We start from the raw sequence: 23,877 nt of genomic DNA on the forward strand, positions 1-23,877 counted from the left end.
GGTTTGCATGATAGGTAGGTCCCTTTAGGTAAAATCATCTCGACCCAATGACGAAGATGATGATAGTGGGATATTACCTTTGTTCAGTTAATTGACCATCTTTCATGACATAGATTCTATCGCATATTGGAAGTATTTGTTCATCATGAGTAACAATTATAGCCGATTTATTCTGCTCCTTCACAATCTTCGATATTAGTTCGATGATAGCTATACTTCGACACGAATCTAAACTGGCTGTTGGCTCATCTGCTAAAATGATGTCTGGATCATTAATAAAGGCTCTGGCAATTGCGATTCTCTGTTTTTCACCACCAGATAATTGATGTGGATAAAACTTTGCACGGTGCTCCATTCCTACTGCAACCAACATCTCTGTTATTTTTGACCTTTCTGCTTTAGACCATTTATTGGCCATTTTTAAAACAAAGCTTAATTGTTCCTGCACCTTTAAATAAGGAACTAAATTAGAGGTTTGAAAAATATAACCAAGATGATTCAACCTTATATCTGCTTTCTCCACATCACTAAAAGAGGAGATATTTCTTCCATTTACAAATACATTACCTTTATCAGGTGAAAGCAAAGCACCAGCAATTGATAAAAAGGTAGATTTCCCAGAACCAGATGGACCAATAACGGCTACTACCTCTCCCTTATTCACACTGAAAGATAAATTTTTTACAATATGATTAATTTTATCGCCATCTTTAAACGATTTTTCGATATTTTCTAAAACTAAAGGCTCCGTCACTACCATTATTCTAACCTCCCCATTGCTTGAACTGGATCTGCTCTTGTGATATTAAATACGGATAGTAACGATCCAAATATGGATACTAGGAATAATATTCCTGAGAATTTAATGATTTGCATCAAATCAAAGATAAACGGAATATCTATTGGAAGAACAGCCTTAAATATCCGTGTGAAACCTACTGCAGTTGCGATACTGAAAAGCGTTAATAATATAACCTGAACAATCGTAGACTTGATCAAATAGCTTGATTTTGCACCGATGGCTTTCAAAATTCCAAATTGAGAAGTTTTTTGAATGGTCATGATATAAAAGAAAGCAGCTAAGACAAAAACGGCAATAATGATTAGGAACGAAAGCATCATCATTAATGAATTTTGTTCCGCTGTGTAACCAGGAACACCTTTGATAACTGTTTCTTTATTTACCCATACACCGCCCTCAACTAATTTAGAAATTTCTTTTCTTGATACTTTATCGTTATTCTTACTAACAACAGCATTGTATTTGCTATTTTGTGGGCCACCTGATAGAGACCCCCATGTATCAAATGAAACAATCGCAACTGGTGTATGACTAAAGGTTTGGTCATGAATAAATCCAGAAACCTTCAACTTTATACCAGTCCGTGCATCTTTTACAATGCTACCTATTTTTACCTTTTCAGACTTTAAGGAGCGATCGAGTAAAACTTCATTTTTCACACCAGTTACGAAATCTTCACCTTCCATAACATCTGGCTTTAAAAATCCATCCTCCTTCATCGCTATAAACGTTACATCCAATTGGTTATCAGAACCTACTTGGGACAAGGCACCCATTTGAATACCGATTGGTTCCACACCACTTTTAGATTGCACTTTTTCCAGATTGATTTGCAGATGGGAACGGTCAATCCGGCCCTCTACATTTTTTTGGAGATAGAAGGAACTTGCAGGCATATTTATAATTGATGAAGCATTATTCATCGCTAGTCCATTGGCAAGCCCATTAATAATAAAGACAAGTACAGCTACAAAAAAGATAATAAAGCTTATTAATAAATATCTGACTTTAAAAAATGTCATTTCCTTAAACGGTAAGAAGAACATTAAAAAATCACCTTCCCTTTCATAAATAAAATACTTTATGAATATGAACGGAAGATGAACGTTATTTTACAGTTTCGGAAGGGTTATTTTAAATGTAGTCCCTTTCCCTTTTTGACTTTCTACTTCTATTTTTCCACTGTGTAAAGTAACAATTGATTTTACAATGGACAACCCTAGCCCCGTTCCATCTACCGAACGAGCTCTAGAGGAATCAGCCCGGTAAAAACGATCAAATATTTTTCCTTTTTCCTGCTGATCTAAACCAATACCAGTGTCTTTAAAAATCACTTTAACTTCTGAACCTACTGTAGATAATTCAATATCGATGGTTCCATTTTCTTTATTGTACTTTATTGCATTCGTCAACAAGTTTTCCCAAACAGAATACAACAGGCCAGAATCACCCTTAATCAAGATATCTGGTAGTGAATAACTCATCATGATCCCTTTATCACCTATACTCCACTGAAACTGATGGATAACATTTTTCAGCTGTTCCCCTAAGTTAATCGTGGTAATTTCCATTAATTCTTTTTTACTCTCAATCGAAGCTAGAAGCAGCAGTTGTTTTGTTAAGTTAGATAAACGATTTACTTCTGAATGAACAACTTGAATATATTGCTCCTTTTCCTTGGTACTTATTTGCTGATTTTCAAGTAAATTCATATATCCCTTTATATTCGTAAGGGGAGTTTGAATATCATGAGAAATATTTGTTAGTAACTCTCTTCTTAATTGATCCACTTTTGCTAATTTATTCGACATGTTGGTAAAACTGTTTGCCAAATCTCCTAATTCGTCCTTCCGATCAATATCCAGCTTGATCGAAAAATTCCCTTCAGAGATTTCTTTGGTTGCCGCATTTAGTTTCCTAATAGGATGTACTAAATATTTTGTACTAATAAGAACCATTACAATACTTAATAGAATCGAAAGAAGAAGCAACCACCCAAAAAGAATATGCATTTCATTAAACATTAGTTTGATATTTGGTCTAATAAAAAGTGCATATTTTTGCTGATGATATTCGAAAGGAACACCGATTGAATTTGTTAATTCATTTGCAAAAAAACCGGTAACAAACGTTTTTCCAGGAAAGTGTTGGATTCCATGATAAACCTTGCCGTGAAATACTTTTTCGATTGCTACATTAGGTAGATTCTTCACCCTGTAGGAAGCCCCGTAATAGTTCTTTTCCCCTTTTTGATTGACCAAAAGGATTTGGTATCCAATTTCACCGATGTGTTGGAAATAATCAGGGAGGTTAGTCGGAGTTTGCTTTTTGGCAAAGTCTGCTATTTTCAAAGAAAAATTCAAGATTTTCTCGTCATTTTGCTTTTTCAATGTTATTTGGTAGTAACCATTTGATAAAAGAAATGAAAATAGGCCACTAAAAATCATAATCATAATCGTAACGAATGCAAATTTTCTATAAAGAGATTTTATTTTCATTTAATGGACCTCAAGGGAGTAGCCAATTCCTCTGACCGTTTTAATAGAAAAATCTTCTGCAATGCTGGTAAACCGTTCCCTTAATCTTTTGATATGAACATCAATCGTTCTTTCGTCACCTTCAAAATCAAGACCCCATATTTTTTCAATCAAGTGGTTTCTACTGAAAACTTGGTTTGGGTGTGAGGCAAGAAAAGACAAGAGCTCGAATTCCTTTAATGGCAATATATATGTTTTGTTATTGATTTTAATTTCATATCCTTTCTTGTTTATATAAAGGGAGCCTAAGCTAATATTTGCTTCACTTGTTTTTCCATATCTTCTTAAAAGAGCATTGACTCTGAAAATTAATTCCTTTGGCTCGAAAGGCTTCACTAAATAATCATCCGTTCCTGATTCAAACCCTTTTTCCTTATCTTCAATTAGGTTTTTTGCGGTTAATAGAATGATTGGAATGTCATATGATTTTCGAATTTCTTTTGTTAAAAGATACCCATCCATTACAGGCATCATGATATCCACAATTGCTAAGTCACATAGTTCCTTTTGTAGGACATCAAGGGATTCGGCTCCATTTTCTGCGGTCTTTACTTTAAATCCTTCCTTCATCAACAATTCTTTAATAAGATACCGGATATGCTCATCATCATCAGCAATTAAGATTGTTTTCATGCCAAAACACCTTCACTTTTTTCATTCTATTGTTAATTGTAATCAACCTTTTGAAATATGGAAAGAGTTTAGGGACTTAATCAAATTTACTTTAGATTCCTTTGTTTCTCCAATTTCTAGTTGCACTATTGGTTATTTTCATTCACCAAATACTCGGACTTTTCCCACATTCGCCACAATTTGGATGTTTTTAAACCGCAAGAACCAAGTACTAGATGATATAATGACCAAAAGACATGGCAGAAAAAGGGGACATGATGAATAAGGCGATAATTACTATCGATTAAACATTTACCAGGGAAGACAAATTTGGGCATTGGAACATTTTTTCATCTCGCTTAGGGAATGGTTAAATCGTTTTTAAAATGGTAGAATGGACTATAATGGTGAAAATGCTTTTACTTGTGACTAGTTATAAAAGCTAGAGCCTAGATTACTGTCGTGCTTCGCCACAAAGAATGTGTGAGTGAAAGGGCTTACACCTTTATATTTCGGAGGTCTATTATGGAACACATATATTCTGATGATAGTTTTACTCTTCACACGGATCTTTACCAGATTAATATGGTAGAGACCTATTGGAGAGATGGAATACATAATAAACAAGCGGTTTTTGAATTATTTTTTCGCAAGCTTCCGTTTGGGAACGGCTATGCTGTTTTCGTAGGTTTAGATAAGGTTATCGAGTATATTAAAGGGTTCCGCTTTACTGCTGAAGACTTGTCCTACTTGAAAAATGAGGTAGGGTACAAGGATGATTTTTTGGAATACCTAAAAAATATGCGCTTCACTGGAACAATCCGTTCGATGAAAGAGGGAGAATTGGTTTTTGGTAATGAACCAATTCTTAGAGTAGATGCCCCCCTCGCTGAAGCACAATTGATTGAAACGGCTATGCTTAACATTGTGAACTATCAAACATTAATCGCAACAAAGGCATCCCGGATCAAGCAAGTGATTGGTAGTGAAACGGCAATCGAATTTGGTACAAGAAGAGCTCAAGAAATGGATGCTGCCATCTGGGGAACGAGAGCTGCATATCTCGCGGGATTTGAAGGAACAAGTAATGTCAGGGCTGGAAAAATGTTTCATATTCCTGTTTCCGGAACGCACGCCCATTCAATGGTACAAGCCTATAAGGATGAATATACTGCCTTTCATAAGTATGCTGAAACGCATAAAGATTGCGTCTTCCTAGTGGATACATATGATACGCTGCGCCTTGGTGTACCAAATGCAATTAAAGTTGCAAAAGAATTGGGAGATACAATTAATTTTATCGGAATTCGTCTTGATAGTGGCGACCTTGCCTACCTTTCTAAAAAGGCTCGTAAATTGCTCGATGAGGCTGGATTTACGGAGGCGAAAATTTTCGCATCTAGTGATTTAGATGAGTATACAATTATTAATCTTAAATCCCAGGGTGCAAAAATAGATAGCTGGGGAATTGGTACGAAGTTGATTACCGCTTATGACCAAGCCGCACTTGGCGCCGTTTATAAGATTGTTTCAATTGAAGATGAAAATGGCAATATGGAAGATACAATTAAAATCTCCTCTAATCCAGAAAAAGTTACAACACCAGGATTAAAGAAAATTTATCGGATTATCAATAATAAGAACCATCATGCCGAAGGGGATTATATTGCGATGGAGGGCGAAAAGCTGCCAGAAAAACGGCTTAAAATGTTCCATCCAACCCACACCTATATTAATAAGGTTGTTACCAACTTCACGGCACGAGAGCTTCACGAAGATATTTTTGTAAATGGAAAACTTGTTTATGAAAATCCAAAAATCGAAGAATCAAGGGAATATTTGAAGCAAAATCTTGCTTTCCTATGGGAAGAGTATAAGCGGATTATGAACCCTGAAGATTATCCAGTGGACCTAAGCCAGAAATGCTGGGAAAATAAAATGCGTAATATTGAAGAGGTTAAAGAGAAAGTAGCCGAAATGAGAAGTTAAGCTGTGGACGTCCAAGTTTGGACGTCTATTTTTTGTGGAGCCAGAATAAGACAAAAATCTAAAGAGTCGACTTTTTTAAAATAGAGCCTGCTTCCAGTTAGTCGTTGCACTTAAAACAACGAATCATACAATATAGTAATTTCTTGAAACTAGGAGGAATTATATGTTCGAGATCAACTGGTTCGATTTTATTATCGTTTCTTTAGCGGCGTTTCGGATCACTCATTTACTCGTGTTTGATGAAATCGCAAAATTTATTCGAAAGCCATTTATTTCAGAAATTGAGATAGAAGATGCAACTGGCAATAAAGATATCGTTTTTGAAGCAAGAGGAATTGGCATCCGCCATTTTATTGGGTCGCTCTTGAGCTGTTATTGGTGTACTGGGTTTTGGGTATCTGTTGGAATTGTGCTTGCGTATTTTTATATTCCTTTTGTTTACCCTATTATTCTTATCTTTGCAGTTGCTGGAGCTGCCGCATTCATTGAATCACATATTGATTAATATTAATGTAAAATGGAGCATCCTTTATAAGGGTGCTCCAAAGTTTTTGGGGCCAATCTAGAAGGGTAAAATCAAGCATAAGTGTCTTTTGTAAAATATTCATTAAGAGTTATTCCTCTTCTCAGGTATGACGGGCTTTTATATAATTGTAGTAGGATTCCGTATAGGACTTAATCGCACAGCCACTCTTTTCAAATACCTTTTGCATTTTCTCATTGGTTACATGAGTGCTGCCGATGTAATAAGTTGCTCCCATTTCTTTTAAAAAAAGTAATGATTGAAGATGTAAAAGTAAACTTTGCCCCTTGCCACGCTCTTCTGGAAGAATTCCAAAATAGAACAGTCTTCCTTCATCTTCGGTTCCGGGCTCAAGATGTGGAATTGTGATCCCTAGTGGTTTGTTATTTTTATAAAAAATAATGCAGGACTTCTGCCAGCCTTCCCCAAGTTCACTTTTAATAGAATCTAGATGTTCTTCCATTGTAAGTGTTGTTGGGTGATTATCAGAATATAACATGCATCTTTTCCAGTACTCCTTAAATTGATCTTCTGACAGACTAGGGTCATCTAGTGACTTCCAGTCAAAAGGTAGTTTAGCCCCATCAAAATTCTCTAAATCTTTATAAACCTCCACTCTTGAAGAGTAATGCTCGAAACCATTAAGAAGCAGAAATTTTGAAAGATGTTCAAAGTTAACTGAAGTTCTGATTAGCGATGCACCGATTCGCTTTAGTTTCCACTCTGAACAAATTTCTAGTAAGGATTCTATTTTTTCCTCCCATTTAAAAATTTCATTGGTGGGATCCTTTTGCTCGATCGTAATATAATCTGGCAATCCATTAAGTAGTTTAAATTCGTCTCCAATAAGTTCCGCTATTGTTGCTAGATCTCTCAAGATACACGACACCTTTCATGAATTATCTAGTAAGTTCACTATTTTTATCATAAATCCCTTTTTTTAGCTAAGCAGAATTTATATCCTTAAATTCTGCTAGCGCATAAGGGCAACTACCCCTCTGTCATCGCCCTTGGGGGCTCGCCAATCGGCGAGTTTTCTTTATAGCCTTATTACACAAGACCGTTTTCGCATTGTTTGCGGCTTTATGATACAATTTTTCTATTCAAAACGGAGAAAAGGAAGTAAAACATGAATAGAATAGTGCCGGTTCAAAAAAATGATTATATAGATGTTGTATTTGAGGATTTAACTCATGATGGGGCAGGAGTAGCAAAAGTGGATGGGTATCCGCTCTTTGTTCCCAATGGGCTCCCTGGAGAAAAAGCAAAAGTAAAGGTTATTAAAGCCAATAAGGGATACGGATTTGGGCGGTTGATGGAGCTATATGAAAATAGCCCTTACCGTGTTGAGATTGAGAGTAGTGATACTCATAAATATGGCGGCTGCCAGCTAGAGCATATCAGCTATGACGGTCAGTTGAAGTTTAAGGAAAATCAAGTTCGGCAAGTGCTTGCCCGGATTGGTAAACTTGAGGATGTGTTGGTGCATCCGATTCTAGGCATGGAGAATCCTTGGCATTACCGAAACAAAGCACAGGTCCCCGTTGGAGAAAAAGACGGTAAATTGATTGCGGGATTTTTTAAACAAAGAAGTCATGAAATTGTCGATACAGATGAAAGCCTAATCCAGATTCCAGAAGTGAATGAAGCTGTGCAAACGGTAAAGGAAATCTGTAATGAGCTTGGCATTCCGGCATATCAGGAGGAGTCACATAAGGGTGTGCTCCGCCATATCATGGCCCGGTACGGAAAGAAAACTGGAGAACTCATGGTTGTAGTTATCACCAGAACAGCGGATATTCCACAAAAGAATAAGCTTGTTGAGGAAATCGTTGCACGCCTTCCTAAGGTGAAATCGATTGTTCATAATGTGAATTCAAAACGAACAAACGTCATACTAGGTGAAAAAACAAACGTTCTGTGGGGAAATGAAGTTATTTATGATTATATCGGAGATGTGAAATTTGCGATTTCAGCGTTGTCCTTTTACCAGATAAACCCTGATCAAACAAAGGTACTTTATGAAAAGGCATTAGAGTACGCAGATTTAAATGGGGAAGAAACTGTCATCGACGCTTATTGTGGAATCGGGACAATCTCATTATTTTTAGCACAAAAAGCTCGAAAGGTATTTGGCGTAGAAATTGTCCCAGAAGCAATTGAAGATGCAAAACGGAACGCTGAATTGAACGGAATAACCAATGCTGAATTTGCGGTTGGAGAAGCAGAAGCTGTCATTCCAAAGTGGTATAAGGAAGGAAACGCAGCTGATGTACTTGTCGTTGACCCACCGCGAAAGGGTTGTGATGAAGCTCTACTTCAGACCATTATCGAAATGAAACCAAAGAAGGTTGTTTATGTTTCCTGCAATCCGGCAACCTTAGCAAGGGATCTTAGAATTTTGGAAGATGGGGGATATAAAACGGTGGAGGTTCAACCGGTTGACATGTTTCCGCAGACGACGCATTGTGAGGCAGTTGCGAAGATAGTTTTGAAAGAGGAAGCAGAAGCCTGATTAGGTTTCTGTTTTTTTATTTGATTCTCTAGCAATTGGGCTAGGTTGTTGCATAAAAAGTGTAAAGAAAATTGTAAATTGCGAGGGTTTTACTTAAACTAACAGAGCAGGTTCAATAAGATATACTTATGAATTTGTATAAATAATCCCTAATGTTCCTTATGTTTCGAAATTGATATGTTAAAGAAAAGGAAGGGGAGTTATTATGAGAATTTTTGATGCACATTTTCATATTATTGATTTTGACTTTCCAGTTATAGAAAACCAAGGATATTTTCCCCCTAGTTATGTTGTAGAAGATTATCAAAATGAAACGGATGATTTAAATGTATTAGGTGGAGCTATTGTATCTGGGTCATTCCAAGGATTTGACCAAGAATATTTATTAAAGGCACTTAAGGTATTGGGGTTAACATTTTGTGGAGTAACACAATTGCCTTTTACAGTGACTGACCAAGAGATAATAAATTTAAATGAAAACGGGGTAAAAGCATTACGTTTTAATATTAAAAGAGGCGGTTCGGAAGATTTATCTAAGCTGGATTACTTTGCTAGAAGAGTTCATGATTTAGTTGGTTGGCATAGCGAGATTTATATCGATGCAAAAGAGTTACCCGAAATTGTATCCACTATTGAGAAATTACCAGCAATATCAATCGACCATTTAGGGTTATCTGAAGACGGGCTACCATACTTATTAAAGCTAGTTGATAAAGGAGTACATGTAAAAGCAACTGGTTTTGGTCGTGTAGAATTGAATGTTGAGAATGCTTTAAAATTAATTTTTGATATAAACCCAGACGCTCTTATGTTCGGGACAGATTTGCCATCTACAAGAGCAAAAAGACCTTTTGGATATGCAGATATTGAATTAATCCAACGGATATTTGATGAATCCGCTATCGATAAAATCCTATACACAAATGCTTTCAAATGGTATTTAAAGTAATTTATCTATTATTTGATTTTTACAATATAAATATCATTTTTAAACTAATAGAAAGTTGGTTGATTTATGTATGAATAATAGCTCCATTGTTCAATTATGGGAGGAATATCGAAAAATAAATCCAGATGCACCGAAAGATTATGTAGCGTGGGCTTTTGGCAATTCAAAAGAGATGGCAAATGAACTTGCAAAATTAGTCTTAGATGGAACAAAAAAAGCAACGGCATCCAATTATATGTTATATGAATTTGAAAACGAGCCATTACCGCATTTTGGTCAATTTAATATTATTCTTGATGGAGATGGAAATGCTGTTGCAATTATTGAAACCACATCTGTTGAAGTATTCTCTTTTGATGAGGTAACAGCAGAGCATGCGTATTTGGAAGGAGAAGGTGATCGTTCATTACAATATTGGCGTGATGTTCATGAGCCTTTCTTTAAGAAAGAATTAGAAAATATAAATCAAGAATTCACCTATAAAATACCTGTTCTATGTGAAAAATTTCAGCTTGTTTTTAAGAAACGATAAAACGTAATGAAAACTCATGAAGTACCGTATTCAACAATCTGGCGCGTTGATCCAAGAAGGATTAACTCGCCTTATTCTTGAATATTTTCCTAAAGGAGTATTTTACTTCAAGAAGCTAAATTTAAAAGTTGAGAACATATAGTTGAAAGTTCAATTAGATATCATGGCATAATTTTATTATAATTCAAAAAATAGGGAGGGGGAAAATTTGTAATGAGGGTTAATCCAACAGAATTTCATATTAATAATTTAATTTATATTATAAGATCTGCAATACAAAAAGATGCGAAAGCCTTGTCTGAAGTAAGATTACAAATAGATGGTGAAACAGAAAATTTAGACAGAGAAAAGGGCGAGGCATTCATAGATGAATTTGGTTTTAACCAGATTATTAAAGAAGATACAGAAAGTTTTAATAGCCTATTTTTAGTTGCTGAAATTAATGGTAGAATTGTAGGGTTTATAAGAGGTGCAGGCAATAAATTGAAAAGAATGTCTCATAGAGTTGAATTTGGAATTGGTGTATTAAAAGAATATTGGGGATATGGAATAGGAAAAAACCTTTTAAAAGAACTTATTCATTGGGCAGACTCAAGTGGAATTAGGAAAATAACATTGCATGTTCTCGAAACCAATGATAAAGCTAAGAAGCTATATGAAAACCATGGTTTTCAAGTAGAAGGTATTTTAAAAGAAGACAAATTTCTATCTGACGGCAATTATTATAATACCATCGTGATGGGAAGGATTAATGATAGGAATTAGTAGATAACTCGAAAATTGTTAAACAAAATGGTAAATACCACTACATCATGAGTACCTGCGACCAACACTCAAGCTATGTGGAGTGTGTCATTCGGTTCGGTTGAGTAAGAAATAAGAACGATAAAAGCTACAAAAATAAATTTAGGATGGAATTTAACATGTTAAGAATAAGTAATATTAAGCTTCGTGCGGATTTTGATCCAAGTAAAGAAAATGAATTTTTAGCTCAAAAGATCCAGAAAATACTAAAGGTAAAACAGGAAAAAATAATGTCTTTTTGTATTTCTAAGAAATCGATCGACGCAAGGGAAAAAAATAATGTCCAGCTAGTTTATTCTGTTGATGTTGAAATTAAAAACGAGAGATCGTATATAGGAATAAAAGATGTTTCTTCCCATGAACCATTAGAATACGTGATCAAGGAAACCAAAAAAACCATCCGCCCTGTCGTAGTAGGCAGTGGACCTGCTGGACTTTTCTGCGCCTTGGTATTAGCAGAACATGGGTTAAACCCAATTGTTGTAGAGCAGGGAATGGACGTTGATCGCAGAAAAATGGCTGTTGAAAAATTTTGGAAAGATGGCGTGCTTGAAACGAATAGTAATGTCCAATTTGGTGAAGGTGGAGCAGGAACATTTTCAGATGGTAAATTAACAACGGGCATAAAAAATACTAGAATTCCGAAAGTACTAAAGGAATTCGTAGAAGCGGGTGCCCCTGGGAAGATTGCATTTTTGTCAAAGCCCCATATTGGAACGGACATTTTGATAACGGTTGTAAGAAATATTCGTCAAAAAATCGAACGACTAGGTGGGGAAGTGCGTTTCGAAACGAAAATGAAGGAACTTATTATCGAAAATGGTGTAGTTAGAGGCGTGCTACTAGATCAAAAAGGAGAGTCAGATGTCATAGAAACCGATGCTGTAGTATTGGCGGTAGGGCATAGTGCTCGAGATACTTTTTATATGTTAAGGGATTTAGGTGTAGAGATGATACCGAAGGCTTTTGCTGTAGGTGTGCGTATTGAACATCACCAAAAAGCCATCGATTTACAGCAATACGGTAGCTTTGCAAATAATCCACTACTTGGTGCATCTGACTATAAGTTGAATGCACATCTTCCTAATGGGCGTGGTGTTTACACGTTTTGTATGTGCCCTGGAGGTCATGTTGTTGCTGCAGCATCAGAAAAAAATGCTTTAGTTACAAACGGTATGAGCTATAGCGCAAGAAGTGGCGAGAATGCTAATAGTGCATTGCTTGTTTCTGTCACACCAAAAGATTTTAATGGAGATGTTTTGGCGGCTATAGAGTTTCAAAGAAAACTTGAGCGAAAAGCATTTGAACTCGGTGGCAGAAATTATTTTGCACCAGTACAATTGGTCGGAGATTTCTTAGAAAATAAGGGTAGTAAACAACTTGGAGATATTATCCCAACGTATACCCCGGGTGTTACACCAACGGACTTAAGAGAATGTCTTGATGATTTTATCGTTGATAGTCTAAAAGACGGGTTGCGAGTAATGGATAAAAAACTTTCGGGTTTTATCAAACATGATGCCGTTTTATCAGCTGTAGAAAGCCGAAGTTCATCACCAGTTACAATTAAGCGAAATCCGCTGACATATGAGTCGAACATCAAAGGGTTATACCCATGTGGTGAAGGTGCAGGTTATGCTGGCGGTATTACTTCTAGTGCTATTGATGGCATAAAATGTGCAGAAGCGTTAATGGAGATTGAAGTTTAGTTTTTGATACACACCTGGATTTTCTGTGATAATCATATAACCCACTAGGAGTAAATATTCGTCGTATCAGGCTCAGTCTTAATTGGACTGGGTCTTTGTTGTAATTTGGTAGAAAAATAAGAAAACAGTCAGACATTTAAAATTTTATTTTAGCTAGAATTTAGTCGGAAACATCTAACAATTCACCTAAAGCAAATGTTGAATCAGCATGCCTTTCCTGAATCTTCAAGAGATGTATAAGTCTCTGAATGAATTACTTACCCAAGTTTTTAAATGTAATAACCTGTTCATCTTCCATTCATATAAGGATTATAAACTAAGGATGTCAATAAGAGATTGGAGGAATTAAGATGAACATTGCTTGGAAAGAAATTAAGAAAAATAAAATGAGGTTTGTCATTTTAGGTTCAATTGTATTTCTTGTTAGTTTATTAACGTTTATTATATCTGGTTTAGCAAATGGATTATCACAAGACAATGCAGCATTAATAAAAGATTTACCAAACGGACAATTCTATATGACCAAAAATGCAGAAGAAACCTATAATCTCTCAAGAATAGATAAAAGTACTCAGGATAATATGTTACAAAAACAGAAAGATGCTGCAGCATTTTCAATTCAAATGGGATTTTTAAATGATCGTGATGGGAAACAACGTGGTGTTGCCTTTGTTACATCGACTAATTCAAATTATTTCCAAAATGTTAAAAAAGGGGAAATTGTACTAGATCGCTCAATGGAAGATAAAGACATAAAAATCGGGGATACCTTAACGAATAATCAATACAATGGCAAGTTTATCGTAAAAGGTTTTGCGGATCATAGTAAATACAGCCATACTCCTGTCGCTTATATCAGTAGGGAAGACTATAAAGAAATTTATCGAGTCAATGAAATGCAATTAATTTTTGTTCCAGGTGGGGATTCAACACAAGTAGCAGCAGGATTACAATCCTTTTCGAAAAAACAATTCCTAAATACCATTTCAAGTTATAAAGCAGAACAGATGTCCTTGAATATGATTGTTTGGTTTTTAGTTGCCATTAGTGGTATGTTGTTTGCTATCTTTTTCTACATGATGAACGTTCAAAAAATGGGTCTATACGGTATTCTAAAAGCAATTGGTTTAAAAACAAGTACTTTGTTCAAAATGATGTGGACCCAGATGGTTTTTATTACGGTCATTGCACTTTGTCTATCAGTTGCAATCAGTCAAGTTTTTAATAGTCTGGCTCCTAAAGAAATGCCTTTTAGTTTAACACCTGAGGCAACAATGCAATTGTCAATTGTCTTCTTAATTATTGGATTTATTGGAGCTACGCTTTCAGGTATACAAATAAAAAAAGTCGAACCATTACAAGCTATTCAACAAGGAGAGGTTTAATATGACAATATTTACAATAGATGAAATTAGAAAAACTTTTTCGAATGGTGATGTAAAAGAAGAAATACTAAAAGGAATTAATCTTTCTCTTCAAGAGGGAGAAGTAACAGCATTAGTGGGTGCCTCCGGTTCCGGTAAAAGTACACTCCTTACCATTGCTGCTGGACTTCAACCCGCATCAAATGGGCAAATTGTATTTGATGGGAATAATATGACTACCATGAATCCTGAACAAGTTCGAAAAATACGGGCAAGTAAATTTGGGTTTGTTTTTCAATTTGCACATCTCGTTCCTTTTCTTACAGTAGAAGAGCAACTAATGTTAATGTTGGACGTATCTGAATCAAAAATTATGAAACGTGAACAAAAGAAGGAAGTTGATAAAATACTAAATTTAGTCGGAATGGACCATCGAAAAAAAGCCTATCCATCCTCGTTATCCGGAGGGGAAAAACAGCGGGTTGCCATTGCTCGTGCAATTATCCATCAACCTAAAGTTCTCTTTGCAGATGAACCAACTGCAAGTTTAGATTCAAAAAGGTCTAAAGATGTTATGTCATTAATACGGTATTTAACTAAAACATTGAATATTACTACACTAATGGTAACCCATGATGAGGAAATGCTTTCCTACGCTGACCATGTCATTAAAATGAGCGATGGAATGGTTTTGCAGAGTGAAAATTAAAATTGAGAAACACTTTTTTAAAAAAAGGATTTAGAAGAAAAAAACTTTAGTTATAGACTGATTTATACCTTAAATATATAACCAGCGGCTTCCAGTATGAAGAAATTATTGAGGGAATAAAAAGGCAACTTCGAGTTCTTCCTTAACAGATGGCGGAAGAATATTACGTATTTTATTTACCCAATTATCCATCTGTACTTTTGAAGGATCAGAATAATCGATCTGTTCGATAAGCTTTTCGTGAACATTCAACTGAAACATAGAAGCTAATAAATCAAATACTGGAATGGTATTATATGGTTTCATCATAGTCAAATATCAATTTCGATGTATTCATTAAATACCGTCACTGTGAAACCCGAAACCTCAAAATTTGATGAATTAAAAATTGTTGCCAGCACCTGGGCGGTATTCGAATCGATTGGACCATTCCCGGAAACACTTCAAAATGTGTGGGGTGGGATATACTCAGAGTGGCTCCCATCTTCAGGATATGAGGCAGTTGAAGGTCCTGAAATTTTGTGGAATGAGAGTAAGGACACAGAGAATCTAAAGTATAAAAGTGAAATTTGGATTCCGGTAAAGAAAAAAGAACACTAAGTAAATCAAAAATAATGCTTAAAGGCACTCCCTAGTGGAGTGTCTTGTTCGTTATTGTGTTTTGGCTATAAAACTAAACAATTGCCCTGACACAAAGTTACATTTAATGAAAAAAACGATTGAAAACAAGTCTTTGTATAGATAAGTTGAATTTTATATCAATACATCATTTGTTTAATATAGAGAGGTAGTGAAAATTTTTTTCAGTTTATTAGATTTGAGCCGAAATAGTGGCGGATTTTTTACTAGAAGAGGGATAAAATGGTCAAAAATTATCACGTTCACATTACCTATGATGCCGGTCCTACTGGATGCGGGGAGCTCATCATGAATTTATTTCTAACAATAAAAAAAATGGAAAAGGGTCAAATTATCGAAGTGATATCCTACGACCCGGGTGCAAGGGAGGACTTGCCTGCTTGGTGCAGAATGCAAAATCACACTCTTTTGGCTCGTGAGGATGAAGGGTATATTAGTCATTACTTTATTGAAAAAGGCTGAATTAACCCCTGTTCAAACCAAAATAACGTAAAAGAAGTGTTTTCGAGGGAGTGGCCCAATCTTAGGAAGATAGTGTATGCAACTAGGGAAAGCTTCCGGAGCATTTCCATCTCAGTCGAAAAGACATTGTTCTTTAGTCGAACTGCGCCCTATGAAACGCCCTAACGGGTAAACATTCGGCGAGTTTACTATAAAAATAATCTGTGGGAGGTATTATTGAATGGCAGGTAAATTTCTAGTAAGCTTAACAAATGCAAAAAATGATCCGGATAAAGCAACAGTAGGCTTTGTCGTGGCAAATGCAGCAGTGGCATCAGGCCAGGAAACAGTGATTTTTCTTAATGTGGAAGGTGCTTACCTAGCATCAAAAGGATATGCAGAAGAGATACATGAAGATGGCTTCGCTCCTCTAAAACAGTTAATGGATCAATTCGTGGAAGCTGGCGGCACCATTTGGGTATGCAGCCCATGCTTCAAAAAACGCAATCTTTCGGAAGAAAGTTTAATCGAAGGTGCTACCATTGTTGGCGGAGCTAAACTAGTAGAATTCTTGAGCCAAGGTGCAGCTTCAATTACTTATTAAAAAGGCTTTTTTCTTAAACTTTGTTGCTAGTTGAAACTAAATTTGAATGGGATTCCAGTTTACCGATGAAAACCGTAGGAAGTTTTTAAGAAAAGAGCACGATACTATTGTTATTTCGGGTTTTTAGACTAGGTACGAAAAACAACAATCTATGCGAAAACAGCCATTTAAAAAAACTCAAAGGCGCTTAGCTTTAGGCGACAAACACATGCCGCTACAACTAGAGTGGCTTGTGACCTTATGCTGATGATGCCTTTCCTGCTAGAGTGTTCCTTTCTTATCTATCAAAAAATGTGAACCCTGCTCAGCGACGCCCCCTTTGTTGCTGGGCTCTTTTAAAGTCTAATCAGATTTTAGTTCATAATTATAAATTTTTCCGTAAAAAGGTGATTTTATGATAGTACCGCAAGCTGTATGTGATGGTGGAGATTTGGATTGTGGCTCAGGGCTACTTTTGATTATTAAAAAAGCAATGGACCCATTGTCAGGCGGCCAGGTATTGGAGGTCCGCAGTCGTGAGAGAACAGTTGCCGAAGACTTGCCGGCTTGGTGCCGTATGGTCAATCATGAGTTTCTTGGTAGCGAACCAGGTGAAAACACAACCCGCTTTTTTCTGAGAAAAGGATCTAATCAAGCTGAACTTCAGCGGGATCTGCAGGCAGCCAAAGGATATGAGTGGAGCGTCAGGGGCCAGGGCGGCAAGGAATTGTCAGCAAAGGTCCATTCGCGAAATCATACCTTCATGGTCGGACAACCTGCTGATTTCAGTCCAAAGGTCAATGCACCAAGTGCAATTGATTATTTTCTAGGGGCGCTGGCTTCCTGCCTGACTGTAGGATTTAAAGCCCAGGCGTCAAAGAGGAACGTCGAGATCGACCACATGGAGGTTTCATTGAAAGCTGGACTTGAAAATGTTTTGTATCATATGGAATTAGAGGACGTTGGTAGCCCTCGGTTGCGTGAGATAAAAGGGAATTTCTATGTTTCTTCGCCTGCTGAAGAAGAAGTTCTTCAAGAATTGTGGGAGAACACGCTTAAGCGCTCACCGATTTACCAGACGTTAGTTCAAGGAACGAAAATAAATATTTCGTTTTCAATCGTTTTTTAAACGGGGAGGGTTCTTTTATGTCATTACCAAAATTCCCAACAACGGTCATTGGCAGCTGGCCAAGGTCGAAGGAAGTTCAACGGGCAATGCGTAATAAGCGCGCAGGTCGAATTACCGATGAGGAATTCCAAACAATTGCAGATCAATCTATATTGCAGATCTTAAAATGGCAAGAGGAAGCTAGCATTGATATTGTTTCTGACGGGGAGCAACGCCGTGACAATTATATTTCATTCGTTGCCGAGCACCTGAATAATGTTCGGATGCTTAGCGTATCGGAATTGCTTGATTATGTCGAGGATAAGGCAAGCTTTGAGGAGATTCTTGGGACTCTCGATGTTCCGGCATTTTCAATGTCCAATCCAGCAGCTGAAGGAAAAATTAGCCGAAAAAAGCCGCTCGTTCTCAATGACTTCTTATTTTTAAAAAAACATACAGACAAAGCCGTCAAGGTTGCTTTGCCTGGGCCATACCTCTTAACAAGGTCGATGTGGGTGGAGGGTTTATCGAAGGATGCCTACCCGACAAAAGAGGATTTGGCTGTTGATATTGTAAAGGTTTTGCGGGAAGAGCTTGAGGATTTGATTGCTTCAGGAGCAGAATTCGTACAGTTTGATGAACCTGTGCTGACAGAAATTGTTTTTACAAAGAAAAATGCAAATCGGACATTTATGTGCGGTGCCTTGACTGCCAAGGCTGATGCAGAGGAAGAAATCGCATTTGCATTGGGGCTGATGAATCAGGTAACTGAGGGAATGCTTGGAAGAGGGACAAGAATTAGCGTTCATGTTTGCCGAGGAAACTGGAGCACTCAGGATGAAATTTTGCTTCGAGGACCTTATTATCCTTTGATTCCTTATCTTTCGAATGTAAAAGTGGATCAGATCGCACTTGAATATGCTACGCCAAGGGCAGGAGAAATTGATGCAGTAAGTGAATTGGGCGGCAAGGCACTTGGATTTGGCTGTGTTAATCCTAGAACTGAAAGAGTTGAAACAGTTGATGAGATTGTTGCCCGTATCCAAGAAGTAAGAAAATATATTCCTGATGAAAACATCTTTTTAAATCCGGATTGTGGCTTCGGCACGTTTGCCCAGCGACCTATGAATAGTGACCAGATTGCCATTGAAAAGCTGAAAGCAATGGCGGAGGCAGCACAGAAGCTAAGAGAAATGAACTAACTAAGCATAGCTACTAACCAGTTGAAAGCATTCTATTGCTATTGATTGGTAAACACTAATACATCTTATTTATCTGCCATCACCACGCAAGCCACGTTGAGTGCGTAGTGAGGATAGAGAAGAAATATCTTGATATCATAGGATTTAAAGGTTTTTAAATGAAAATTGAAGTGTATTTTACGTTCCCTCAGACTATGTTTGGGGGAATTTTTTTTTTGAGCCGGCCTGCTGCATGAAGGTTTGGATTTTGCAGATCGTATTAGGTTTACATAAGTTGCCACCTGGCCGCCATTTAGAATTAATAAAGTTTAGACTTACGTATATTTTTTGTATATGAAAAATAACTCTTGCACCTAACCTTACGTAAGGTTATATGATTTATTTACTATCTACTAAAACCTTACGTAAGATTTGAAGAAGTAACTTGGGAGATTATCCATGTAAAACAGTAAACTAAAAGATTTAGAAAGGAATATAAATGAAAATGAAAAACTATGTTTTAAAAACATTAGCCTATAATAAACAAGTACGCATTTTTTTCTTGGAAAATACAGATATGATAAAAGAGATCTGTAATCACGGTAACATAAGTAAGTCTTTAAAAACTGCACTAGGAAAAACTGTATCAATAGCAACTTTACTATCAGGAACCTTAAAAGGGAATCAGAGAGTCAGTATAAAGATTAATGCAAGCAATCGAAATTATAAACTTTTTGCAGACGTGGATTCAATGGGAAATATCCGTGGTTATATTAATGATGCTTTATTAAATACACCTTTAGACAATAAAAATAAATTGTCCGTTGAGGAATTAATAGGGGACAAAGGGTATATTCAAGTATTGAAGGATTTAGGAATGCACAGTATTTTTACCGGCACAACAGATATGCCCTATGGAAATATTGTTGATGATTTTTCTTATTATTTCAAACAAAGTGAGCAGACCGATTCTTTTTTCTCAGTAAATATGGTATATGATGGAAATGGTGAAATTGCTTTATGTAGAGGTATAATGGCACAACTGCTTCCTGGTGCTCCTAGTATTCTTATTGATACCATCAAAGAAATTATTTCTGAAAATCAAACAATTCTAGGAGAGAGTGAGAATTTTAAAGAAATCCCTTACTTATTATTTAGAGATATTGAAGTAGTTGAACAATTTCCTGTTCAATTTCTTTGCGGATGCTCGAAAGAAGTTTTTTATCCTATGCTATATTCGCTAAATAAGGAAGAGCTGGTTGAAGCATATAAAAGTGAAAAGCCAATGGAGATTGTATGTAATGTTTGTGGCAAGAAATACTCTTTTAGTTCGCAGGAGATAAAAGGTCTTGTACAATAGGTAAAAGATTGGAAGGGTGTGACTATAGTGCAGAATAGAACCTGGAAGGTAGGTGAACTATCTAAGCTTACAGGGCTTACAATAAGAACTCTTCACCATTACGATGAAATTGGGCTTTTGTGCCCCACGTCTCGTACGAGCACTGGACATCGTTTGTATGGAGAAGATAATATCGTAAAACTTCAGCAAATTATGTCATTGAAGGAATTGGATTTTTCTTTGAATGAAATTAAAGAGTTTTTTGAGAATCCTGAATATAATCCTAAGGAAATTCTTGAGATGCAAATTGAACGGTTAAGCAAAGAAATTATGCTGAAAGAAGAATTAAAGCAGCAGCTGCAGGAACTATGGGAGGTTTTCCACTCGTGGAAAAAACCAAATTTAGAACAATTTATTAATTCAATAGAATTGATTAAAAATCAAAAGGAATACTTTACCCAGGATCAAATCAATCGGATGAAAAGGCAATATGACAAACTAAATAGCATTGAAGCAGATAAGTTTGCTAATAGTTGGATTCAATTGAACACTTTATTTCAATCTGAAATGGAAAAGGGTACATCCGTAGATAATCCGAGAGTGGCTGAATTGGCAATAAAATGGAAGGAGGGAATGGATTTTTTTACTGGGGGAGATACAGGGATTGTAAACTCAGCTGAACGCTATTATACAGATAATCCACATGCAGCAAAAGGAAGCGGCATGAGTGCAGAGCTTTACAAATACATTAAAGATGCTCTATCAAATATAAAATAGCACTTAAATTGTGTAAATATATGGAATTCAAGCTATTAGCACGGGCTATGGGGAACTTTAAGAGGGAATCGGACGTAGATAGTGCGATATTAGGAGCTTTTAATTGTTTAAGAGTATATTATTTTGCCCTTTCGCTAAGTTTGAGATCAGGGATCAGGCATCTTTCTTTAAGGATCTTTTCTTAAACTTTGTTGCTATTTGAAGGTAATATGGTGTGTTAATCAGTTTATCGATGAATCAGTAGGCAATTTTTAAGAAAAGAGCATGATATCATAGTAATTACGGGTTTTAGACTAGGTACATAAAACAACAATCTGTACGAAAACAGCCTTCTTTAAAGAATAAGCAGAAGGAGCCGCGAATAGGTAAAAGATACTCGGATTCCGATCTGCTTTTATTTCAATTCGTTCAATTAGTCGATGAAATTCTTCCATATCCATGAATTTCTAAATTTGTTACCCTGTACAAACTCATGACTACATTGTGCTTCGATTTGACCCCTTGCACTATTCTCCTATTCATTTGTAAAAAACGTTGCTTACTATTCAGCCCTTTTTACCATAAAGCAAACTAGCATACACGGCTCACTGCCATTATTAATGCACCAATGCTCCTCACCAGCTGGGATCAGTGTTGCTTCCCCAGCCTTTTCCACGCTGTATTCACCATCACAATATGTATTCACTTCTCCGCTGATAATATAGGAATACTCATCCTCGTCATGACAGCTCATACCCACAGCAGGAATTCGTTCGCCAGATGTGAGTGAAATGACACTCATGCTCACTTCTTTAAAATCACCCTGCTTAATGAAAAATTTTTTCATTTCATAAAGTGGCATGCCAATGGGCTCTATCTGATTAATATTGATTTTTTCCATTTCAATTTCCCACCTATTCTTTTTTTAGTTTCGGATCTAGATAGTCTCGTAGACCATCGCCTACGAAGTTAGCACCTACAGAAATTGAGAAAATTGCTAAACCTGGGAAGGTAGATACCCACCAATTTTGAATAACCTTTGCCCCACTTGATACCATTGAACCCCACTCAGGTGTAGGTGGTTGTGTTCCTAGTCCAAGGAAGCTTAGTCCAGAGAACATCAAGATTGCATTCCCAAGATCAAGTGTTGCCATAACCAATAATGGACCAAAGCTATTCGGTAAAATTTCAAAAAATAGAACTCGAATATGTGAAGCACCCATAACGCGAGAAGCAGTAACATACTCGCTTTCTTTTAAGGAAATAACCATGGATCGCATTAATCTCGCATAATTTGGCCACCAGATAATGGCCATTGCAAGTACTGAGTTTAGGATACTTGGTCCGAGTGCAGCAGCGATTACCATTGCCAAAATAAGTGGTGGAAATGCCATAATAAGCTCTGAGAAACGCATCATCGCTTCGTCCACTAATCCACCTTTATATCCTGCTATTCCTCCAAATAGGATACCGAAGGCAAAAGCACTAATAACTGTAATAATACCTGCTGTTAAAGAGATTCTAGAGCCATACATAACCCGCGAGAATACATCACGACCCAACTCGTCAGTTCCAAAGAAGTGTGAAAAGCTTGGAGATTGGTATCTAATGGATAGATCCTGTGCTGTTGTACTGTTTGTAGCGATTAACGGTGCAAAAATGGCAACGAGAATCCACAATGTACAAATGATTAATCCTAGTTTAAAAAGAAATCCTTTTTGAGAGATAAAAGATGTAAATGTTCTCATTATCGATACCTCACTCTCGGATCAATAACCCCATAAAGGATATCAATTAGTAGATTGATAACAACATAAATAAATGCGATTAATAATGAGACGCCGCATATAGCGGGGAAGTCTAGTGAAACGGCAGAAAGATAGGCATATTGACCAATACCTGGCCATGCAAAAATGTTCTCAACAAGCACCATTCCGCCCAGGAGATTACAAAATCCCATTCCGGCAACTGTAATGACAGGTATCATTGAATTAGAAAGCGCATGCTTAATGATGACAGCTGATTCTTTCTGACCCTTTGATCTAGCAGTACGAATATAATCCAAAGACATCACTTCAAGTAGATTAGACCTTGTTTGACGAGCAATTAATCCCATTGTAAAGAATCCTAGCACGGTCCCTGGTAGAATCAAGTGCATCACTACATCACTAAATAATTGAAAGTTCCCGCTAATAAGTGAATCAAACAGTAATAGCCCTGTTCCCCCTTCTGGAGTTGCTGCTCGTGAATCAATTCGCCCTGGTCCTGGTGTTATCCCAAGGACCGAAGAGAAAACATTGAGCATAATTAAAGCAAACCAAAAGCTTGGTATGGAAACCCCGCTAATGGAAATAGTACGAATAACATGATCAATAGACTTATTTCGATAAATTGCAGAGATGATCCCAAATAGAATCCCGAGAATTAAGGCAATGGCCATAGCTACTATAGATAATTCAAATGTTGCTGGAAAGAACTGCCTTAAGTCATTCAACACAGGGTTGCCTGTTCGAATAGAGGTACCTAAATCACCAGTCAATAAGTGTTGGAAGTACAGAATTAATTGCCTAAATAGCGACCGATCGAGCCCCCACTTTTCTTTAAAAGCAGCAACAATTTCAGGATTATTCATTGCACTTTGGCTTAAATTCGCAGCAACTGGATCACTGGGCACTAAATGCGAAAGAATAAAAACGAAAAGCGCCACACCAAATAATAAGAAAAGCAGAAACAATAGACGTCTACCAATAAATCTAAGCAATTTGGATCACACTCCAGACTAAAT

The 23,877-nt window shown here is 36.6% G+C and carries 24 protein-coding genes and 1 pseudogene; 16 read left to right on the plus strand and 9 right to left on the minus strand.

Features of this window, described 5'->3' with window-relative positions; genetic code table 11:
• Positions 1-73: 73 nt before the first annotated feature.
• From RCG20_RS13105 to RCG20_RS13120, 4 genes are all read right to left on the minus strand, one after another.
• Complete coding sequence (locus RCG20_RS13105; protein WP_308180573.1) at positions 74-760, minus strand: ABC transporter ATP-binding protein; 687 nt, start codon at positions 758-760, stop codon at positions 74-76.
• On the minus strand, positions 760-1,848 hold the full coding sequence (locus RCG20_RS13110) for an ABC transporter permease (protein ID WP_308180574.1): 1,089 nt from the start codon (positions 1,846-1,848) through the stop codon (positions 760-762). Before RCG20_RS13110 ends, RCG20_RS13105 begins: the two co-directional genes overlap by 1 nt.
• Before the next feature lie 66 nt (positions 1,849-1,914).
• On the minus strand, positions 1,915-3,300 hold the full coding sequence (locus RCG20_RS13115) for a HAMP domain-containing sensor histidine kinase (RefSeq protein ID WP_308180575.1): 1,386 nt from the start codon (positions 3,298-3,300) through the stop codon (positions 1,915-1,917).
• Complete coding sequence (locus RCG20_RS13120; protein ID WP_308180576.1) at positions 3,301-3,972, minus strand: response regulator transcription factor; 672 nt, start codon at positions 3,970-3,972, stop codon at positions 3,301-3,303.
• 504 nt (positions 3,973-4,476) lie between these two features.
• Between RCG20_RS13120 and RCG20_RS13125 the strand changes: the two genes are divergently transcribed.
• On the plus strand, positions 4,477-5,940 hold the full coding sequence (locus RCG20_RS13125; protein ID WP_308180577.1) for a nicotinate phosphoribosyltransferase: 1,464 nt from the start codon (positions 4,477-4,479) through the stop codon (positions 5,938-5,940).
• A 163-nt stretch (positions 5,941-6,103) separates the two neighbouring features.
• Positions 6,104-6,445 carry a DUF1360 domain-containing protein gene (locus RCG20_RS13130; protein WP_308180578.1) on the plus strand — a complete coding sequence of 114 codons (342 nt, stop codon included), beginning with the start codon at positions 6,104-6,106 and terminating at the stop codon, positions 6,443-6,445.
• Positions 6,446-6,566: 121 nt separating this feature from the next.
• Here RCG20_RS13130 and RCG20_RS13135 read toward each other — a convergent pair whose 3' ends face one another.
• Complete coding sequence (locus RCG20_RS13135; protein WP_308180579.1) at positions 6,567-7,340, minus strand: GNAT family N-acetyltransferase; 774 nt, start codon at positions 7,338-7,340, stop codon at positions 6,567-6,569.
• A gap of 252 nt (positions 7,341-7,592) precedes the next feature.
• On the opposite strand from RCG20_RS13135, the gene rlmD reads away from it, so the two are divergent.
• From rlmD to RCG20_RS13170, 7 genes are all read left to right on the plus strand, one after another.
• On the plus strand, positions 7,593-8,978 hold the full coding sequence (gene rlmD, locus RCG20_RS13140; RefSeq protein WP_308180580.1) for a 23S rRNA (uracil(1939)-C(5))-methyltransferase RlmD: 1,386 nt from the start codon (positions 7,593-7,595) through the stop codon (positions 8,976-8,978).
• 205 nt (positions 8,979-9,183) lie between these two features.
• Positions 9,184-9,927: an amidohydrolase family protein gene (locus tag RCG20_RS13145; RefSeq protein WP_308180581.1), complete on the plus strand. Its 744-nt coding sequence runs from the start codon at positions 9,184-9,186 to the stop codon at positions 9,925-9,927.
• A gap of 70 nt (positions 9,928-9,997) precedes the next feature.
• On the plus strand, positions 9,998-10,459 hold the full coding sequence (locus RCG20_RS13150; RefSeq protein ID WP_308180582.1) for an ASCH domain-containing protein: 462 nt from the start codon (positions 9,998-10,000) through the stop codon (positions 10,457-10,459).
• A gap of 213 nt (positions 10,460-10,672) precedes the next feature.
• Entirely contained in the window at positions 10,673-11,224 is a 552-nt protein-coding gene (locus RCG20_RS13155) for a GNAT family N-acetyltransferase (RefSeq protein WP_308180583.1), read from the plus strand.
• Between the two features lie 158 nt (positions 11,225-11,382).
• Positions 11,383-12,972, plus strand: a complete 1,590-nt coding sequence (locus tag RCG20_RS13160; RefSeq protein ID WP_308180584.1) for an NAD(P)/FAD-dependent oxidoreductase — start codon at positions 11,383-11,385, stop codon at positions 12,970-12,972.
• A 350-nt stretch (positions 12,973-13,322) separates the two neighbouring features.
• Positions 13,323-14,357, plus strand: a complete 1,035-nt coding sequence (locus RCG20_RS13165; protein WP_308180585.1) for an ABC transporter permease — start codon at positions 13,323-13,325, stop codon at positions 14,355-14,357.
• 1 nt (position 14,358) lies between these two features.
• Complete coding sequence (locus RCG20_RS13170) at positions 14,359-15,045, plus strand: ABC transporter ATP-binding protein (RefSeq protein ID WP_308180586.1); 687 nt, start codon at positions 14,359-14,361, stop codon at positions 15,043-15,045.
• A gap of 105 nt (positions 15,046-15,150) precedes the next feature.
• Here RCG20_RS13170 and RCG20_RS13175 read toward each other — a convergent pair whose 3' ends face one another.
• Positions 15,151-15,354 carry a hypothetical protein gene (locus RCG20_RS13175; protein WP_308180587.1) on the minus strand — a complete coding sequence of 68 codons (204 nt, stop codon included), beginning with the start codon at positions 15,352-15,354 and terminating at the stop codon, positions 15,151-15,153.
• A gap of 78 nt (positions 15,355-15,432) precedes the next feature.
• Between RCG20_RS13175 and RCG20_RS13180 the strand changes: the two are divergent.
• The 7 genes and pseudogenes from RCG20_RS13180 to RCG20_RS13210 all read left to right on the plus strand — a co-directional run.
• Positions 15,433-15,645 (plus strand): annotated as a pseudogene (locus tag RCG20_RS13180) (GyrI-like domain-containing protein); the annotation flags it as partial.
• A gap of 261 nt (positions 15,646-15,906) precedes the next feature.
• Positions 15,907-16,146 (plus strand): sulfurtransferase TusA family protein, encoded by a 240-nt coding sequence (locus RCG20_RS13185; protein ID WP_308180588.1) that lies wholly within the window; start codon positions 15,907-15,909, stop codon positions 16,144-16,146.
• Positions 16,147-16,366: 220 nt separating this feature from the next.
• Positions 16,367-16,729 carry a DsrE family protein gene (locus RCG20_RS13190; protein WP_308180589.1) on the plus strand — a complete coding sequence of 121 codons (363 nt, stop codon included), beginning with the start codon at positions 16,367-16,369 and terminating at the stop codon, positions 16,727-16,729.
• 394 nt (positions 16,730-17,123) lie between these two features.
• Complete coding sequence (locus RCG20_RS13195) at positions 17,124-17,837, plus strand: sulfurtransferase TusA family protein (protein ID WP_308180590.1); 714 nt, start codon at positions 17,124-17,126, stop codon at positions 17,835-17,837.
• A 17-nt stretch (positions 17,838-17,854) separates the two neighbouring features.
• Positions 17,855-19,018, plus strand: coding sequence for a cobalamin-independent methionine synthase II family protein (locus tag RCG20_RS13200; protein ID WP_308180591.1), 1,164 nt, complete (start codon positions 17,855-17,857; stop codon positions 19,016-19,018).
• 478 nt (positions 19,019-19,496) lie between these two features.
• Entirely contained in the window at positions 19,497-20,357 is an 861-nt protein-coding gene (locus tag RCG20_RS13205; RefSeq protein ID WP_308180592.1) for an Hsp33 family molecular chaperone HslO, read from the plus strand.
• 27 nt (positions 20,358-20,384) lie between these two features.
• Positions 20,385-21,113, plus strand: coding sequence for a MerR family transcriptional regulator (locus RCG20_RS13210; protein WP_308180593.1), 729 nt, complete (start codon positions 20,385-20,387; stop codon positions 21,111-21,113).
• A 541-nt stretch (positions 21,114-21,654) separates the two neighbouring features.
• On the opposite strand, the gene RCG20_RS13215 is transcribed toward RCG20_RS13210, so the two are convergent.
• From RCG20_RS13215 to RCG20_RS13225, 3 genes are read right to left on the minus strand one after another with little or no spacing between them, the layout of a single operon-like run.
• A complete protein-coding gene (locus tag RCG20_RS13215) occupies positions 21,655-21,993 on the minus strand; it encodes a cupin domain-containing protein (RefSeq protein ID WP_308180594.1) in 339 nt (112 codons plus the stop codon).
• 13 nt (positions 21,994-22,006) lie between these two features.
• Positions 22,007-22,840: an ABC transporter permease gene (locus RCG20_RS13220; protein ID WP_308180595.1), complete on the minus strand. Its 834-nt coding sequence runs from the start codon at positions 22,838-22,840 to the stop codon at positions 22,007-22,009.
• Entirely contained in the window at positions 22,840-23,853 is a 1,014-nt protein-coding gene (locus RCG20_RS13225) for an ABC transporter permease (RefSeq protein WP_308180596.1), read from the minus strand. The genes RCG20_RS13220 and RCG20_RS13225 overlap by 1 nt, the downstream gene beginning before the upstream one ends.
• Positions 23,854-23,877: the final 24 nt, after the last annotated feature.

Source organism: Neobacillus sp. PS3-40, assembly GCF_030915485.1.
In the GTDB taxonomy this organism is placed as follows: domain Bacteria; phylum Bacillota; class Bacilli; order Bacillales; family Cytobacillaceae; genus JAUZPL01.